Here is a 17,334-nt window from a genome sequence, read left to right as displayed (position 1 = left end):
AAAAATTATCTACACGAAAAGCCTGGGTATTACGTATAATAAAATAAGAAAATATACTGAAATAGACATTGAAAATAGTGTTTTTGATGCTTGTATATAGTTGAATTACATTGTATGATGAATATTGTTTTGAATACCCAAATATGACATCATACATATTTTTCTTTTATATAAAGCAAATGAGGATAAGAACGCGGAGGGAACGAAGTGGATAAAATCATTGTTAAAGGTGGCCAAACGTTAAACGGAAAAGTTCGAGTAGAGGGCGCAAAAAATGCAGTCCTACCAGTGCTTGCAGCAGCATTACTCGCAACCAATGGAAAAAACGTTATTAAAGATGTGCCGACACTTGCAGATGTTTTGACAATAAACGAGGTTTTAAAAAGCTTAAATACAGAAGTAGTATATAGCCCTGAGAAAAACGAAGTGATTATTGACTCACAAAAAAGACTTTCGAGTGAAGCTCAATTTGAGTATGTGCGTAAAATGCGTGCTTCTATACTTGTAATGGGACCAATTTTAGCGCGCAATGGATTCGCACGTGTTGCACTTCCAGGTGGTTGTGCGATTGGATCGCGTCCAATTGACCAACATTTAAAAGGTTTTGAGGCAATGGGTGCTGAAATTTCTTTCGGTCAGGGCTTTGTTGAAGCAAAAACAAATGGTCGATTACAAGGAGCCAAAATTTATCTAGATGTACCAAGCGTTGGTGCAACGGAAAACATTATGACAGCTGCAGCTCTTGCAGAAGGTACTACTATTATTGAGAACGCCGCAAAAGAACCGGAAATTGTCGATTTAGCTAACTTTATCAACGAAATGGGTGGAAATGTGCGTGGTGCTGGTACGGATACTATTCGTATCGAAGGTGCCGCGGAACTTCATGGTACAGAACATCATATTATCCCAGATCGTATTGAAGCGGGAACATTTATGGTTGCGGCAGCGATCACAAAAGGCGACGTAGTAATTGAAAATGCTGTACCTGAACATATGACTGCGCTTATTTCGAAAATGCAAGAAATGGGTGTTGAAATTACAGAAGAAGAACAAGGTCTTCGTGTAAAAGCGAAAGGCGATTTAAAGTCTGTAGATATTAAAACAATGCCACACCCTGGTTTCCCAACGGATATGCAATCACAAATGATGGCATTAATGATGACGGCGCACGGCACTGGCATCATTACAGAAACCGTTTTTGAAAATCGTTTCATGCATGTGGAAGAATTCCGTCGTATGAATGGCAATATGAAAATCGAAGGGCGTTCTGTAATTATGGAGTCACCATCTAAACTGCAAGGTGCAGAAGTTGGCGCTACAGACTTACGGGCAGCGGCAGCATTAATTATCGCTGGTCTAGTTGCAGATGGTATTACTCGTGTAACCGAACTATATCATTTAGATCGCGGTTATGTGGACTTCGACAAAAAGCTCGCAGCACTTGGTGCAGACATCGAACGAATCGGTACTGAAAGCCCTGAAAAAGCAATACAGCTCGTATAATACTATATGAAAAGCACTATGCATGTATTCGTGTATAGTGCTTTTTGTGTTTGATTGCTTTCGCTAGCGAATTGATTGCTCTCACGAGGGAATTGGTTGCCAAGCTAGGAAGAATGGTCACTTACACAGTCGGATTGGTTTCCCATTGCCATTTTTTGTGAGAGAGCACCCGATTTCAAAGGCATAGCAACTTTGGACTTGTTATTTTTAGTTGGTTGCTTTCGTCAGGAAATTGGTTGCTCTCACGAGGGAACTGGTTGCCTAGCTAGGATAATTGGTTGCCTACACAGTGGATTGGTTTCCCATTGCCACTTTTTAGTAGGTAAGCATCCGATTTCGGAGGCACTCCTACTTGGTTTCCTCCCAGTACACATTAATTATCAAATTTCATAGTATATTTTCTACTTCGGGATTGTCCAGTTTTGATTAGCATGGGATTGTTTAATATTTTTGTTGCTTCATACTTATTGTTCAGATGTAAAAATTGTTGACATTCCAGGTTAGTTATTGTGCTCTTGTAAACGAGAAAATAATCTTTTAATGCGGATTCATGTGCATGACGATGTGAGGATTTGCATCTTGGGCAATACCAATTTCGAATTACTTTTTTCATACCAATCAATCCACATTGCACACATTCAACACCTTTTTGAAGTGAGTTGGGATCAATATTAAAATGATTGGTTAATGGAAATGGTTGAAATTCGATATTATCTTTTAAAAGTAAACACTTTAAGCTTTCTAACTGGGCGTGTGATAAAAGGCTAGGGGTAGCTTGGATATTTCGTATATAAGGCTTGATTCCTCTTCGAAATAATATAGTTTTATTTTTGGGGGGGACTTTAATAATGCTAGAAGTAAAGGCGAAAGCGACGGCACTAAAGATAGGTAATGAAATATGATTTGCTTGAAATAACCGTTTCAATTGGTTTTCGTATTCTTCTAATTGTAGAAATGGATTGTCAAAAGCATGTGTTTCGTTTGTCGTAAGCGTTCTAATCATTTGCTGATCTGTAAATGTAATTTCGCCTTTAATGTTTTTGACTTCTAAAATTAACGCGTAGTACTGGGTAATGATTAGTATATCCATTTGAAAAAGAGTTTCCGAGTACAATAAAACATTATGAAAAATGTAAAATTTATAGGGCAAATCTAGCTGCTCTATCACTTTCATCACAGCTTCCTCTCCAATATCACCGGCCACTGTTTGATAGTATTCTTCTTGTATCTTAGAAAATTTTAAATGACTTTTAGGCATTCTTTTATATAGAGCATGCAATGCTTCTACATAAAGGGAAGCAGTATATTTTTTGGCTATCATTATATCACCTCGCAAATAGCTTAGCATAATCTACATACAAACTAAAAATGACGGAAATAGCGTTTTAGTATTGCTTTTTGGAAGAAATGAAGTGAAAATTGCATTTTGGATTGAAATAAAGCATCAAATATCAATTTTGCAATAATTTTTATTATGTTGGTTGCTTTCCTACATAAAGTAGTTGCTCTAGTGATGGAATTGATTGCTTTCGTCTTCAAAATGGTTGCTCTCATCACTAAATTGGTTTCCCATAGATATATTCCGTTAAATAATGGATAATAATCCCACGAAACTGCTATTCTACAAAAAAATCCACTCATGAGAACTCCCTCCCTCGCATATAGTTGTCCCATGAAACAAAATATCCTATTACTAATCCTATTTATTGGACTCTTGCTATTACCATTTTTATTGATCAAAGAAAAGCATGACACAAAGCCTGCACCAGAAGTCGAAAAAGCACTAGAAATAGACTGCCCAATACTAATAGAAGTGGAAGGGGTCAAGGAGAAAATTCCTCTTGAAACATACGTACTAGGGGTTGTAGCTGCAGAAATGCCTATTTCCTTCCATGAAGAAGCATTAAAGGCGCAATCCATTGCGGCAAGGACGTATGTGCTAAGAGAAACAAACTATGGGAAAAAGTCAATCGACAAAACAGTGCAAAAGCAAGTTTATGCAACGGAAGAAGAGCGTAAGAAAAAATGGGGGGCCTCATTTACCGCATATGAGGACAAGCTTCAAAAAGTCGTTGCGGCTACAGAAGGGGAAATTATCGTTTACAAAAATCAGCTGATTACGGCGATGTTTTTTTCTTCGAGTAATGGCCAGACGGAAAGCGCGGAAAATTACAGTGGCAACTCAATTCCATATTTAGTTTCGGTGCCGAGTGAGGCAGAAGAACAATACGCTTCGAATGTAAAAAAGCAATTTGAGTTTACCCATAAGGAATGGGCTAAGGCTTTTGGTATTAAGTGGTCTGCTAACATACCAACTAGTTTTCAAGTTACGAGGACAGATACAAATCGAATAGAGTCGATTCAAATGAGCGGCAAAATATGGACAGGCAGAGAAGTCCGAGCGTTACTTGGACTACCATCCACCGATTTCACGGTAACTTTCCAGAATGATAAAGTGGTAGTAAACACTGTTGGATACGGGCATGGGGTAGGGATGAGCCAGTACGGGGCAGAGGTACTTGCGAACGATCACGCAAGCGCTCACGACATTTTATTGCACTATTATACAGGAACAGAAATAAAAAGTTTTTCAGCATGTTTAAAATCTCCTTGATTTGCCAACAATGCAATTGAGGTGATGAAAATGAGAGAAGAACAATCAAACAAGCCTTCTCAGAAGAAGACGAAGACCAATCCGAAAAAGCCATGGTTTTGGCCACTAGTCTACACAGGTTTTGCGGTAGCATTTGTAGGGATGATTTGGGGGTACAATGTCTATGTTAACACTGATTCAGCGGAAGATGCAGCATGGACCGAAGCTGGTAGTAAAACCGAAAAAGTAACAATCGAAACGAACGCTCAAGCAGAAAACATGAAATATCCTTTCGATGAAGCACTGTTTGATAAAGTAGAGGTTGTACAACACTATTACGACATGGAAGCCGATGAAACGACTCGTGAAAAATCATTGCTCGTATTCAATCAAACATACGTAGCAAGCACAGGCGTATCTCTATCTATGAATAGTGAACCGTTCGAAGTAGTAGCTGCAATGAGTGGAAAAGTAGAAGCAGTTAATCTAGATCCATTTGTAGGTGATGAAATTGTGATTTCACATGCAAATGGAATGCAAACGAAATATCGCTCAGTCACTGGCATTCTAGTAAAAGTTGGAGACGAAGTAGAACAAGGTCAAGCCCTTGCAACTGCAACGGAAAATGAATGGAACCCAACAGCAGGCGTCCATTTACAATTTGAAATACTCGACAACGGTGTACTTGTAAATCCGGAATCATTACTAGCTTTTTAAATTCATAATAACTTATACGTATGCATAAAGTGATGAAAAGTGTTCCTTTACTAACGAAAGGAAGAGTTGGTGCACGAAACGATTCGTCATAGATGTATACGTTTAGGTGAAATGGTCATTGAAACGAAAAAAACTGTCCGTGCCATCGCGAGCACAACCGGTCATTCCAAAAGTACCGTTCATAAGGACTTAACGGAAAGACTTCATTTAGTAGATCCGCAGCTTGCAAAAGAAGTGAAAGAAATTCTTGCGTATCATAAATCGGTCAGGCATTTGCGAGGTGGAGAAGCTACGAAAAGAAAATGGAAATCAAAAAAGGAAGATAGGAAAGGTCGTGATTTGTAAAATCACGGCTTTTTCTTGTTGATTGAGATGCAACTAAAGATTTGTCGCAGGGAGAAAAGAGATTTCCTAATTTGGTTGCTTTCGCGCACAAATTAGTTGATTTCACAAGAAATCTCGTTGCTGCCCCTGCTCAATTGGTTGCTCTTATACCTGAATTGGTTTCCTTCAGTCAATTCCCTCAATTTCTACATAATACGTTACTAAAAAAAGTGTAATTCTGACAAAACTATGATAAAATTATAAGTTAGAGACATATGGAAATATACATATAAAAAGGTTCTAACAGGGAAGGAGAAACACTGTTAATGTTTGCAAAGGATATTGGTATAGATTTAGGTACTGCGAACGTATTAATTCATGTAAAAGGAAAAGGGATTGTGTTAAACGAACCTTCCGTTGTAGCGATAGATAAAAGTACAAAAAAAGTACTTGCAGTAGGCGAGGAAGCCCGACAAATGGTGGGGAGAACACCAGGTAACATCGTAGCTATTAGACCCCTTAAAGACGGTGTAATTGCCGATTTTGATATAACAGAAGCCATGCTCAAGTATTTCATTAATAGATTGAACGTAAAAGGGTTTCTGTCCAAGCCACGTATATTAATTTGTTGTCCAACAAACATTACAAGTGTCGAACAAAAAGCAATCCGTGAAGCCGCAGAAAAATCTGGCGGTAAAAAAGTATACTTAGAAGAAGAACCAAAAGTAGCAGCAATCGGTGCTGGCATGGATATATTCCAACCGAGCGGTAATATGGTTGTAGATATTGGTGGTGGTACGACAGATGTTGCAGTACTATCAATGGGAGATATTGTAACAAGCGAGTCTATAAAAATTGCTGGGGATGTTTTTGATAACGATATTCTTCAATATATTAAAAAAGAATATAAGCTGTTAATAGGGGAACGTACAGCAGAAAATATTAAAATAGAGATTGGAACGGTCTTCCCAGATAGCCGCCAGGAAGAAATGGATATTCGCGGACGTGATATGGTAACAGGACTTCCAAGAACGATCACGATTCAATCAGAAGAAATAGAAAAAGCATTACGTGAATCTGTTTCCGTTATTGTACAAGCTGCCAAAAATGTGCTTGAAAAAACACCACCTGAATTATCCGCCGATATTATCGATCGCGGTGTCATCATAACTGGTGGAGGAGCGCTTTTACATGGCATGGATCATCTACTGATGGAAGAATTGAAAGTGCCAGTATTTGTTGCAGAAGCACCAATGGATTGTGTCGCAATTGGAACCGGATTGATGTTAGACAATATTGATAAAATAACTAGACGCTAGCTAAACAAATAATCAGAGTGGAGGCTTTCTCATGTTTCGTGGATTTCATACAGTTGCATCTGGAATGATTGCGCAACAGCGTAGAACAGAGTTGCTGACAAATAATATGGCAAATGCCAATACACCAGGATACAAAGCCGATCAATCGACGATTCGTTCTTTCCCAGACATGCTCATGTCTCGACTTGGACCTACTAAAATACCAACAGAAAATGCTATACACGGGAAGTATGCAGCTGAAATCGGTGGACTTAGTACAGGTGTATATATGCAAGAAACAATTGCCCTTTTAACACAAGGCCAATTGCAGCAAACAGAGTTGAATACGGATATTGCTTTAATCGATGGAGCACTTCCAGTAGACGGGGAAACTGGTCAAACTGGTGCCATTTTTTATCGTTTGCAGCATCCAGTAGAAGGCGAAGCATACACTCGGAACGGTAATTTCACGTTAGATCCAGCAGGCTTTTTAACGAATGCCCAAGGGTTGTATGTGTTGGATAATAACGGAGAGCCGATCCAACTGCAAAATGATGATTTTCGAGTTACTGACGACGGACAGATTTTTGTGAATGATGCTTCTGTAGCGCAAATCGGTGTTTCATTCGCAGCGCAGCCAGATACATTGAAAAAGCAAGATAACGGCTTATTCCAAACAGCGGACGGAACGAACTTACCATCTGCTTTTGATACAGCAAACGTGAGCTTCTCTATGCAACAAGGGTATATTGAACGTTCCAACGTCGATGCCCAAAAAACGATGACGGATCTTTTAACCGCATACCGCGCATTTGAAGCAAACCAAAAAGTACTGCAAGCATACGACCAAAGCATGCAAAAAGCAGTAAACGAAGTAGGACGCGTGAACTAAAAAGAAATGCGGAAGCGCCTATTTTAGAGGAATACAGTCTATGTTCGCGACATCGCGGTGCTCCTGCGCAAAGCTCGTCGCAAAATAAAAAACATTTCGCAACGACTGTATGGCCTACATCCTGCAGGCCACCGACAGGAAAGGCGCTGTGGGTAAACAATAACCGTTTAGGAGGTCAACATACATGCTACGTACAATGATTACGGCAACAAACACGATGTCTCAGCTACAAAGCCAGCTAGATGTTATCGGAAATAACCTTTCCAACGCAAACACGCATGGCTACAAAACAAAAGATGTCAAGTTTCAAGAGTTACTTTACCAACAATATACGAACGATAAACTGGATACAGCAGAAAGACAATCACCTGTAGGAATTCGTTATGGAGTAGGCGCATCCCTTGCACAAGTGCAGATGAACTGGAAACAAGGAAGCTTGCAATCTACTGATCGTGACTTAGATTTTGCTTTTCAAGAACCAAAGCAATACTTTAATGTTCTTATGCCAGATGGCGAAAATGGACAGCAAACGGCATATACACGCCAAGGAGCGTTTTATGTATCACCTCTTGAAAATGGCCAGTTAATGCTCGTAAATGGCGATGGATATCCAGTAGCAGATAGTGCGGGACAAGCAATTACGATACCAGCAAATGTTTCACGATTCTCGGTCAATGAAACAGGTATCCTTACTGCAACATACCCAGATGGAGCAACAGTTCAGCGTGAACTAGCAGTATCTGTGTTACAAAAACCGCAGTTAATGGAACAAATTTCTTCGACATATATTAGGATGCCTACAAATTTAGCTGAACTAGGCGTCAATGCAGGAGACGTCATGACGAATCTCCAAGGAGCAGCTCGAGGCGATATTGCATTAGCAAACCAAGTACTTGAAATGTCAAATGTGGATATATCAAAGGAAATGACCGATTTAATGACGGCACAACGATCCTATCAATTCAATGCGCGTTCCATAACAATAGCAGACCAAATGATGGGTCTCATCAATGGAATAAGATAATCATTTCCATAAGGAGTTAGGTTTATGACAGAAGAAGTAAAAATCTCTGGCAGACGACAGCGACGATTAGAAAGAGAACAAGAGCAAACGACGGCATCTAAAAAAACATATTGGGTACAAATTCGTATGTTCCCCATTTGGCTGCGTATACTATTATGTATCGTTCTTTTTACTGGAGCAGCCGCAGCGGGACTAATTGTAGGGTATAGCGTTTTAGGTGATGGAACAACAACAGATGCACTTAAATGGGAAACATACCAGCATATTTTAGATATAAAAGATGGAAAATAGGAGGATGATTCTATGTTAACAACCGAGCAAGTACAGGCACTTTTACCTCATCGTTATCCATTTTTAATGATTGACCGTATACTGGAATTAGAAGAAGGAAAACGAGCAGTAGGGTTAAAAAATGTAACGATCAACGAGCAATTTTTTAATGGTCATTTCCCTGGATATCCAGTCATGCCAGGTGTATTAATCGTAGAAGCACTTGCGCAAGTTGGAGCAGTAGCAGTGTTACAAATTCCTGAAAACAAAGGAAGGCTTGCTTTCTTCACAGGCATTGATAATTGCCGCTTTAAACGACAAGTAAAACCAGGCGATCAATTAAAACTAGAAGTAGAACTGACAAGACTACGTGGTGCAATGGGTAAAGGACATGGCATCGCAACGGTAGATGGTGAGCTTGTTTGTGAAGCAGACATCCTATTTGCATTAGGGCCAGTAGTGGAAAACGCTTAATCATAGTATTCCTTTATTCGCTTAAAAATACAGTCCGTTTACATGCAAAAACAGGCAAGATTGCCATGGGATAGTTCCTTCTTTTCTTGGACAACATATCGTAAGTCACAAAGATGTGATGAAGATAATCCAGAGAGGAGGAATTTTTTAATGCTCAAAAAAGCCGTGCCAGTAGTTGCTATGTGTTCTGTTTTGTTGGTAGGATGTAATATGCACAAAACTGTTCCGAATAATAACGAAACTCCAATGGAAGAGGTTCGAGATAATGTGAACAGAGTAGTCCCAAATCCAGGTGTAAATACGCCTTCGCCTAACAACAATAACGTCGGGCCAAATGGAGTCCATAATGGAGTAAATAACGGAGTCAATAACGGTGTAAATAATGTACGTCCAAATGTAAATGAAGAGATCGTACCAAATACCAACAATGGTTTAGTAACACCAAACAACGAAACAATTCGACAGCCAAATACGACAAACGAAGAAGTCATTATTAAAGAAGACATCAAAAAATAAAACCAAAAAAGCTGACTCCAAGTGGTATAACTTGGAGTCGGCTTTTGTTCTGTTTTAGGAAACTTTATAGGCCGCCAGCAGCGAAAATCAAAGAAAATGATTGCCAGCCTAATCAGTTATATATCTTACAGTATGTGGTTGAACGAGACAAAATCCACTTCGAACACGACAAAGACTACCCCAAGCGCGACAAAAAGACCGCTCAACACGACAAACTCGAAGATACTATCCTTTACAGGTAGCTAGTAACAAGGTGTCTTTTGTACTTATTGATCCCTTTTCAAAGAAGGTCTCGTTTTCATATCATGTTCAAATTTAGATAAAAGCGCCTCGCCAGTCAATCCTTCCTCGATTAAATCAGCAAGCAGCGACTCCGCATATTTTCTTCTCGCACGTTTCAACGTACCACGCAATAACACCGATAAATAATCCCCGATTTGCTTCACCGAATAAGTGACAACTTCAAAATGCGCAGGTTCATTTTCTGGATAAGAAATAACAACTTTTGCATTAAACAATTCACCAGAAGTTTTCAATTCGTTAAAAAAAGCTTCATATTTCTGATCGATAAATAATTCTAAAATCCATGACCGACTTGTATTCTCTTGGTTGATGACAATGCCATCCTCCAATGTAATCGGCATTTCATTACTATCACGAATAAGATCAACGGAAATCATTTTGAATGTTTTCATGTACAATCCACCTTTTTCAGGACTAATTACTACCCATTATAGCATAGCAATCTATCCTTAAAAAAATAATTGTGAAAATGCTAAAATTCCATTTTCGATTTTTCGTCATACAGCGGTTGATTGGGATTAGAGTGAATGAAAAAATATGAAATGCCATTTTGACAAATAAAACCGCATGAAAATAAAATTGTTGGCTTTTGCTAACAATTTTATGTGCCAGTATGATATTGCCAATGAGACAAAAGGAGGTGACAAGGTGAACACAGTTTCGATAATCGGACGAATGACAAAAGCCCCACAGCTCAAGTATTTATCGGAAGGAAGGTTACAAACAAGTTTTGTTCTTGCTGTAAATAAAGGATATAAAAACGATGATGCGGACTTTGTGCTATGCACGATTTGGGGAAAGCTCGCAGAAACAACGGTCAAGTATTGTGGGAAAGGCTCACTTGTTGGGATATCAGGTAGGCTAAATACGAGATCATATGAAAAAGGCGATGGTACAAGAGTATTTGTAACAGAAGTAGTTGTGGAGGACATCCGATTTTTAGTGACTAAAAAACGAGACGAAGAAGAACAACTTAACACACCGGCAAATGGACACGAACAACCAAAGAATGATGAAACCGATTTTGAATTTCCGTCTACACCATCCAATCAACTTCCAGTGTAAAAAGCGAAGACCGCAAAACTTTGCTTGAACAATCAGAGAGGAAAACCTGACCGAAAGAAGCACGGTCAGGTTTTTAAAAACTAATTAGGAAAACAATCAAATCGACAATGTTAACAAATCTTTTAAATCTGCGTCAGACATTTCTGTAATCCACTGGCTCGAATGGATCAGTTCTTCAGATAGTGCCTGTTTTTCAACTAGTAATTTATCGATCTTTTCTTCAATCGTCCCAATCGTAATGAATTTATGCACATGCACGAAATTCGTCTGACCAATACGATAGGCACGGTCGGTTGCCTGATTTTCGACAGCGGGATTCCACCACCGGTCAGCATGTAGTACATGGCTAGCAGCCGTTAAATTTAAACCAGTTCCACCAGCTTTTAATGATAGTAAGAAAACAGGAAATTCTTTCGCCTGGAAAGCCTCTACTAAATGGTCACGCTGATTTTTCGGCATACTTCCGGTTAAAAATGGCGCATCCACATCATATAATTCAGTTAAGCAATGCTGCAATAAATGTCCCATGCCAATATATTGAGTGAAAATGAGACATTGTTCGCCTCTCGCTGCAATTTCTCCCGCAAGCGTCACGATTTGTGCCAGCTTTTCAGAACGTTCGAGCATGTCTTCCGCATCATCAAACGGCTCTTTTAAATACAGTGCAGGATGATTACAAAGTTGTTTTAACTTACTTAGCATTTTTAAAATGAGTCCTTTTTTCTCGAAACCAGTGAGCGTGTCAAGCTTACTCACCGTTTCTTGGATAAGCGATTCATACAAAGCTGCTTGCTCAGTAGTTAACGCACAATATTCGCGTTGTTCTAGTTTTTCGGGTAAGTTCAGCAGAAGTTCTGGATCTTGTTTTGTTCTTCTTAATAAGAACGGCTGAATTTTGATCCGTAACTTATGTTTCGTTGCATCGGAATTATCTCGTTCAATCGGTACAATATAGTTTTCCTGAAACTTACGGAACGAACCTAAATATCCTTTATGGATAAAATCGAAAATGGACCAAAGCTCGGATAGTCTGTTTTCGACCGGTGTACCTGTTAATGCAATATGATGTGCACCAGTCAGTTTTCGAATAGCGCGAGACTGCTTCGTATGCATGTTTTTAATATTTTGTGCCTCATCAAGGGTAATGCTAGACCAAACAATTTCTTCAAGTGACTCCACATCTTGCATCGCAGTCCCGAATGTTGTAATAACGACATCTGCGGATAAATCTATTTCTTTCGTACGAGCAGAACCATAATGCGTTTGAACTTTTAAAGAAGGCGCAAACTTTGCCAACTCTTTTTGCCAGTTACCTAAAACGGAAGTTGGACAAATGATCAAGGAAGGTGTTTCTCGCTTTTCATTTTCATGTACATGCAATAAGTAAGAAATTAATTGTACCGTTTTTCCAAGTCCCATATCATCTGCTAAACAAGCACCAAATTGTTCGTTTCGCATGAATACAAGCCACTCTAAACCAAGTTGCTGATAAGGACGAAGCGTTGTCAATAAGTTATCGGAAACGTCGACTGCAGGAAATCCTTTTTTCTCTGAAAGCTGTTCCATTAGCGTTTGAAGGGATTTTTGCATTTCAAACTGGAATAATGGATCCTCATTAGACTCTTCGTCATCATCTAGCATTAACGCCATTTCTTCCGGTATCTCACGGAATAATAGCTCTTTTACGGTCCAATTTTCGTCTTCTGATTTCTTCATTAGCTCGCGGATTTCATGCATCCAAGCGGCATCTATGCGAAACCATTCATTTCCTGCTTGAATATACGAACGGTTTTCGTTTACAAGTTGCTGAAAATCTTCTGATGTTATTTCTTGACCGTTTAAAGAGAAACTCCAGTTAAATTGCAAAATTTCATTTAGACCGGCAGTAGTTTTATACGTATTAGCCGTTTTCGCAATTGTTTTGACGCGCATTTTCGTTTCTTTTACTGCTTTAAGCCATGTAGGAAGGACAATTTCAAATCCGAGCGCTTGTAATTTTACTAAGTCATCTCGGAGGAATACGCGAACTTCTTCATCTGATAATGTCGAAGAGAAGAATGCTTCCGGATTTCGTTGATCAATGGAAGAAATGAGCGAAAACATTTTCGTTTGCATTTCTTCTATAAAATTGCTAAATTCGCCCCATTTATCAGGTAACGCATCTTTGATCGGTAGTGACTTTTTACGATATGCTGGTGTCCAGTAAACACTGCTTTTCTTCCCGCGAACGACTGTCTCAAGTAGCCACGTGTCATCAAGTGCTTCTGGTTCTGATAATCGTAATGCAACAAGCACATTCGGGTGTGTAGTTTGCGATTTAATTGGCCATCCGCCTTGCTGGAAAAACGGGATAAGGGCAGGTATATCCTCCATTGCAAGACCTGCTTGATAAAGTTTTTGCGTCACCGCATTCGAAATAAGTGCTTTCGCTTGATCGTCAATTGGCGCTTTTACTTCAAATATATTGTCTTTAAGTTGTAGCTGGTCCCATAAGTCAGGACTTGCCCAAACATTTGCTGCTTCTTTAAATGTTTGCAACCAATTGTTAGAATCTTCATTTACACCGGAAAAAGTGACGAAAGGATGTATTTTCCCAGAAAATAGTTCAACTAATTCAACAGGCGAAGCAATAAGTGCATTGTCTTCAAATTGCGCGGTAAGTCCAAAAAAACTTTCCCGATGGTCTATATATAAAGAAGGTACCCATTGTTCGGCTGGAGCGCTTGCTGTTGTTAAATGAAAATACCCATTTTCAGTGGCATGAATGTTAAGTGAAAAGTCTTTTGTAATAGATAAAGGCTGGGTCATAAAGGCAGGTTTCCTTTCTCTATTTCTTGTTGTAATGCACGAAGTCTTTTGTATTTTTCACGAACGTTATCTACATATGCATTCCAGTAATCCGTGTCATTCGATTTCTTTGCAACTTGTTTCATCTTTTTCCATATTCGGACCGCCTGTTTATAGCTATACCGATTTTTTTCTTGGATAAATCGCATTGCATAATGATGATAAAGCGGAAGTAATACTTCTGGAGCTTCTTCTTTGACAATAGGTAGTCCACAAGCCTCTGCGTATTCAAGCGATGAATTTGCAGACTGATGTAACGCCATCCAATCACGATAACGCTTCTCTTTTAACAACAAAGTCGAATAAGACTGTATCCCATACAGCCCAAATGATTGATATAGCTTTTCCAGTTCTTCTGGTTCAAGCTGAATCGTAGAGAATAATAATTCTAACCTGCGAATGAGCATGACACGTGATGGATTGGTAATCGCTTCATTTAAATAGTAAGAAATATGCGGTAATAACTTTCTTGCAAGGTTATTCACCATATCTTTGTTAGTCATTTGAAGCGCTTTTTCGCACACTTCTAGCCATTCAAGTAGTTGCTCTGTTTCCATCTTCTCGGCTGCTGCAAGCAACTCATCGGTCATCGATAACGTAAGATAAAAATAAGGTAACACAATATTTAAAGGGATATCTTCATCTGTTTTATCTAACTGCTCTAAATATTTTACTTCATCAATGCGAGTCGCTTTGTCTGTCACAAGGGCGTCCCAACAAGCTAAATACACGTGCTTTCGAAAACGAAAAAGGGATTCCGTTTCAAAATAAAAAGAGCGAACACGTTTCATCATATCGTCGTAAAAGGGATCCGCCGCGAACATTCTCGGTTTGGAAGCAAGTTGTGCCAAATATTCATCGAGTTCATCTACATACTCATGTAGGAAATGAAAAACACGATTGCGCATATTAGAATCCGCAAATGGCTCTAAATACGGCCAAACTCTAACTAATATAGAGAGGTTCACATATACATCATAGATTGGCTGCCATTCCCTTTCAAAAGGTCGAGACTTTCGAATTTGCGCTTTCAGATCATGCACGGCAAACTCTAACAAGTAAAAGCTAGTAGGTGGGTATTGGGAAATAAACTTTCGGAAAAAGTTTTCTACAATCAGCTCCCAGCTTCTGGGACTACGTTCATCTTTAAATAACGTTAATTGTGTCAAATCATCATTGGAACGCCATTGTGAAATCCACGTCGACAAAGAATCATTTTGTTGATACAAATAAAAAACAGCTGCGACAATATGTCGACAAGGTTTTTGCATCGGACAAGGGCAGGAAAAATGATCTTGTAAAAGGTGATAAGATACTTCAATATTGCTCACGTCACGAATCGTGAAATCGATTTTGTGTTCCTGCGGTAAATAATTTGCAATAGAAACTGCCCCATTACGCACAAAAAAAGCGGCACGTCGAACAAGTTCTTCATCCTCTAAAATAGCGGGATGTAGTTTCTTTTCAATCGTAGCCATCGATTGGTCAATATACTTTTTATAATGCGCGGTAAGTTTTTGATAAGAAGTCAGAGTCAAGGGAATCTCTCCTAAGAAAAAAGGCTTTCCTTCCATTATACGTTCAATCGAAGAAGAATTAAAGCCGCACCGTCTATTTTTTAAAAGAAAAAGCTTTTACTCGTTCTAACACTGTGAAATTCATTCACGGCAGTACAAGTAAAAGCATAGCATTAATGATTTTTCCGTTTATGCTGAAGCAGACGTCTACGTTCTTTTTCATCAGGAGAAACAGTTATTACATCGATTACTAATTCTCTAAATTCTTTTAGAGGAATCAGCTGTGAAACGTATTCTTCTTGAAAGGACTCAAGATATCGTTCTCTACTTTCCCTAGCTTCAAGTCCAGGATTATTCCTTTTTGATCTTGTACCAATCAGCATTTCCAAAAATTCTTTTTCCGGTATACCGTACTCGACCATAAATTTATGTAATAACTCAATGGGTATGGAAAGATCGCCCCGCTCATATTTCGACAAGACAGAATGGTCAATGCCTAGTCTTCTAGAGGCTTCGATTTGTGTAATTTCCAGTTGTTCCCGATACTCGCGAATGCGCTCATAAAAGGCCATACAATTCCCTCCTATACAATGAAACAAGAATATCGAAATAAGAGAGAAAGATAGTAAAAATCGCTAAAATGGAGATTTTTATACATCACATTAGATTTTATAGTATATAGGTATTAGTATACTACTACAATGATGTGAAAATTAGGGATAAAGTTGATAGAAAGGAAGTGTAAAAAATAAAGAAAATACAGTTGCATATACCTGATTTATTAGGTATTCAAAATCACCAACCGACGATGGAACAAGAAGAAATAAAATTAGTTGGTGCGAAAACAAGCAATTTAAAGTATTTGATTAGCAATCCCGAAAAAGCAGAAACAAGTATAAAGCAAATTGTAGCGGAAGATTTCACAGTTTATGATTTGGAGTTAGATTTCGAAACAGAAACGTTTTCGTTCTATTTAGAAAGCAAAGGAGAACTAACAGAATCGGAAGTTTTACCACAAGTACTCCAAACATTTGCAGTCAGATGTGGTCCAAGAAAGGTTGGTTTTTTCTCTAATTCGAAAGGAAGAAATGAACCAACTGCCATTTTAGTAAAATGATAAACTCAAAAAGCAAATGTGATGTGCATTTGCTTTTTTCTTTGCCCGAGAAAAAGCGAGTGTAAGCCGCGGGAAGCCTGGAATAAGCATTAAGATGCACTACACGAAAAATGAAAAATATGATAAACTAATAATAATCGGAAAATTCCGATATAAGGAGAGGATGACATGTTACTCGTACAATTAATGAAGCCATTTTACACGAAGAGAGAAGGCAATCGGATAAAATTAGTTTTCGCATACCAATACTTCTCAATTCGAAAAGATGACGAATTGTTTCACTTCATACCGGTAGAAGGGAAAGAAATCATTGTACATGCTGAAACGCTACAAGTGGAAAATCTATCAGAAATATTTGTATTCCAAAAAGAAAATCGATTTATCCGACTACCGCTTTATCAACTTTTACTCGTTTCAGATATTCATATGCATTTACAAGTGATTATTGAAAAGAACGTGCATATGAATTTGAGCTCTTCATCTTTGGAAAACGCCGCCGAAGTGATACAAGAATTAGAACAAAAAAACTATGAACGCATGATTGACTATGCATTGCTTAATAAAGACGAGAACTTATTCAGCAAACTACAACAGTACAAAGAATTTAACGGAGGTTTCCCAATTGAATAATACGAACACATAAAAACACCTAACGAAAAAAAACGATAGGTGTTTTTATGATTTTAAATTTGTCGATTTTCATATTCTTCGACTCCTTTGCTGTAAATTTCCCGGGAAATATCTCGATTTAATGAATAAGAAGGAAAATTAATAAAAAGTTACAACCAACTACCCCTAAAACCAAACAAATTATTCAAACCTAATAGCGCAATATTTTGGTAGGGTGGGGAGAAATTACTGCAGATGGAGGGTT

19 protein-coding genes are annotated in these 17,334 nt (G+C 38.5%); 13 read left to right on the top strand and 6 right to left on the bottom strand.

Translation table 11 applies throughout. The features are described from left to right. Positions 1-207: 207 nt before the first annotated feature. On the top strand, positions 208-1,503 hold the full coding sequence (gene murA / locus ACIQYS_RS13065) for a UDP-N-acetylglucosamine 1-carboxyvinyltransferase (RefSeq protein WP_402980491.1): 1,296 nt from the start codon (positions 208-210) through the stop codon (positions 1,501-1,503). A 373-nt stretch (positions 1,504-1,876) separates the two neighbouring features. On the opposite strand, the gene ACIQYS_RS13060 is transcribed toward murA, so the two are convergent. Then, positions 1,877-2,824, bottom strand: coding sequence for a nuclease-related domain-containing protein (locus ACIQYS_RS13060; RefSeq protein WP_402980489.1), 948 nt, complete (start codon positions 2,822-2,824; stop codon positions 1,877-1,879). 41 nt (positions 2,825-2,865) lie between these two features. Further along, positions 2,866-3,144: a hypothetical protein gene (locus tag ACIQYS_RS13055; protein ID WP_402980486.1), complete on the bottom strand. Its 279-nt coding sequence runs from the start codon at positions 3,142-3,144 to the stop codon at positions 2,866-2,868. 31 nt (positions 3,145-3,175) lie between these two features. Here ACIQYS_RS13055 and spoIID point away from each other — a divergent pair, with 31 nt between their 5' ends. The 9 genes from spoIID to ACIQYS_RS13010 all read left to right on the top strand — a co-directional run bounded on the left by spoIID (position 3,176) and on the right by ACIQYS_RS13010 (position 9,611). Beyond that, the gene (gene spoIID, locus ACIQYS_RS13050; RefSeq protein ID WP_402980483.1) at positions 3,176-4,117 is read left to right on the top strand and encodes a stage II sporulation protein D; all 942 of its coding nucleotides are present in this window, start codon (positions 3,176-3,178) and stop codon (positions 4,115-4,117) included. 30 nt (positions 4,118-4,147) lie between these two features. Continuing rightward, positions 4,148-4,813 (top strand): peptidoglycan DD-metalloendopeptidase family protein, encoded by a 666-nt coding sequence (locus ACIQYS_RS13045; protein WP_402980480.1) that lies wholly within the window; start codon positions 4,148-4,150, stop codon positions 4,811-4,813. 69 nt (positions 4,814-4,882) lie between these two features. Beyond that, positions 4,883-5,158, top strand: a complete 276-nt coding sequence (locus ACIQYS_RS13040) for a sporulation transcriptional regulator SpoIIID (protein WP_142537915.1) — start codon at positions 4,883-4,885, stop codon at positions 5,156-5,158. A gap of 305 nt (positions 5,159-5,463) precedes the next feature. After that, complete coding sequence (gene mreB / locus ACIQYS_RS13035) at positions 5,464-6,456, top strand: rod shape-determining protein (protein ID WP_402980477.1); 993 nt, start codon at positions 5,464-5,466, stop codon at positions 6,454-6,456. A gap of 31 nt (positions 6,457-6,487) precedes the next feature. Continuing rightward, positions 6,488-7,327, top strand: coding sequence for a flagellar hook-basal body protein (locus ACIQYS_RS13030; protein ID WP_402980474.1), 840 nt, complete (start codon positions 6,488-6,490; stop codon positions 7,325-7,327). A 184-nt stretch (positions 7,328-7,511) separates the two neighbouring features. After that, on the top strand, positions 7,512-8,351 hold the full coding sequence (locus ACIQYS_RS13025) for a flagellar hook-basal body protein (protein WP_402980471.1): 840 nt from the start codon (positions 7,512-7,514) through the stop codon (positions 8,349-8,351). Positions 8,352-8,375: 24 nt separating this feature from the next. Beyond that, positions 8,376-8,642, top strand: a complete 267-nt coding sequence (locus ACIQYS_RS13020) for a DNA-directed RNA polymerase subunit beta (RefSeq protein ID WP_402980468.1) — start codon at positions 8,376-8,378, stop codon at positions 8,640-8,642. A gap of 12 nt (positions 8,643-8,654) precedes the next feature. Continuing rightward, complete coding sequence (gene fabZ, locus ACIQYS_RS13015; RefSeq protein WP_402980465.1) at positions 8,655-9,095, top strand: 3-hydroxyacyl-ACP dehydratase FabZ; 441 nt, start codon at positions 8,655-8,657, stop codon at positions 9,093-9,095. Between the two features lie 150 nt (positions 9,096-9,245). Beyond that, positions 9,246-9,611, top strand: coding sequence for a hypothetical protein (locus ACIQYS_RS13010; RefSeq protein ID WP_402980462.1), 366 nt, complete (start codon positions 9,246-9,248; stop codon positions 9,609-9,611). A gap of 266 nt (positions 9,612-9,877) precedes the next feature. On the opposite strand, the gene ACIQYS_RS13005 is transcribed toward ACIQYS_RS13010, so the two are convergent. Continuing rightward, on the bottom strand, positions 9,878-10,306 hold the full coding sequence (locus ACIQYS_RS13005) for a YwpF family protein (protein ID WP_402980458.1): 429 nt from the start codon (positions 10,304-10,306) through the stop codon (positions 9,878-9,880). Between the two features lie 256 nt (positions 10,307-10,562). Between ACIQYS_RS13005 and ACIQYS_RS13000 the strand changes: the two genes are divergently transcribed. Next, positions 10,563-10,979, top strand: a complete 417-nt coding sequence (locus ACIQYS_RS13000) for a single-stranded DNA-binding protein (protein WP_402980455.1) — start codon at positions 10,563-10,565, stop codon at positions 10,977-10,979. Between the two features lie 96 nt (positions 10,980-11,075). Here the strand turns inward: ACIQYS_RS13000 and ACIQYS_RS12995 are convergent, their stop codons facing one another. The 3 genes from ACIQYS_RS12995 to ACIQYS_RS12985 form a co-directional block, all read right to left on the bottom strand. Beyond that, positions 11,076-13,787, bottom strand: a complete 2,712-nt coding sequence (locus ACIQYS_RS12995) for a DEAD/DEAH box helicase (RefSeq protein ID WP_402980452.1) — start codon at positions 13,785-13,787, stop codon at positions 11,076-11,078. Beyond that, positions 13,784-15,364, bottom strand: coding sequence for a hypothetical protein (locus ACIQYS_RS12990; protein WP_402980448.1), 1,581 nt, complete (start codon positions 15,362-15,364; stop codon positions 13,784-13,786). Before ACIQYS_RS12990 ends, ACIQYS_RS12995 begins: the two co-directional genes overlap by 4 nt. A 152-nt stretch (positions 15,365-15,516) precedes the next feature. Then, positions 15,517-15,915, bottom strand: coding sequence for a helix-turn-helix domain-containing protein (locus ACIQYS_RS12985; RefSeq protein WP_402980443.1), 399 nt, complete (start codon positions 15,913-15,915; stop codon positions 15,517-15,519). 191 nt (positions 15,916-16,106) lie between these two features. Here ACIQYS_RS12985 and ACIQYS_RS12980 point away from each other — a divergent pair, with 191 nt between their 5' ends. Together ACIQYS_RS12980 and ACIQYS_RS12975 are read left to right on the top strand one after the other, a co-directional pair. After that, positions 16,107-16,460 carry a hypothetical protein gene (locus tag ACIQYS_RS12980; RefSeq protein ID WP_402980440.1) on the top strand — a complete coding sequence of 118 codons (354 nt, stop codon included), beginning with the start codon at positions 16,107-16,109 and terminating at the stop codon, positions 16,458-16,460. Positions 16,461-16,628: 168 nt separating this feature from the next. Next, positions 16,629-17,090 (top strand): transcriptional regulator, encoded by a 462-nt coding sequence (locus ACIQYS_RS12975; RefSeq protein WP_402980437.1) that lies wholly within the window; start codon positions 16,629-16,631, stop codon positions 17,088-17,090. Positions 17,091-17,334: the final 244 nt, after the last annotated feature.

Source organism: Psychrobacillus sp. NPDC096426, assembly GCF_044762745.1.
GTDB lineage: Bacteria > Bacillota > Bacilli > Bacillales_A > Planococcaceae > Psychrobacillus.
Note: the sequence above shows the minus strand (reverse complement) of the source record. Positions and strands in the feature narration are given on the sequence as shown.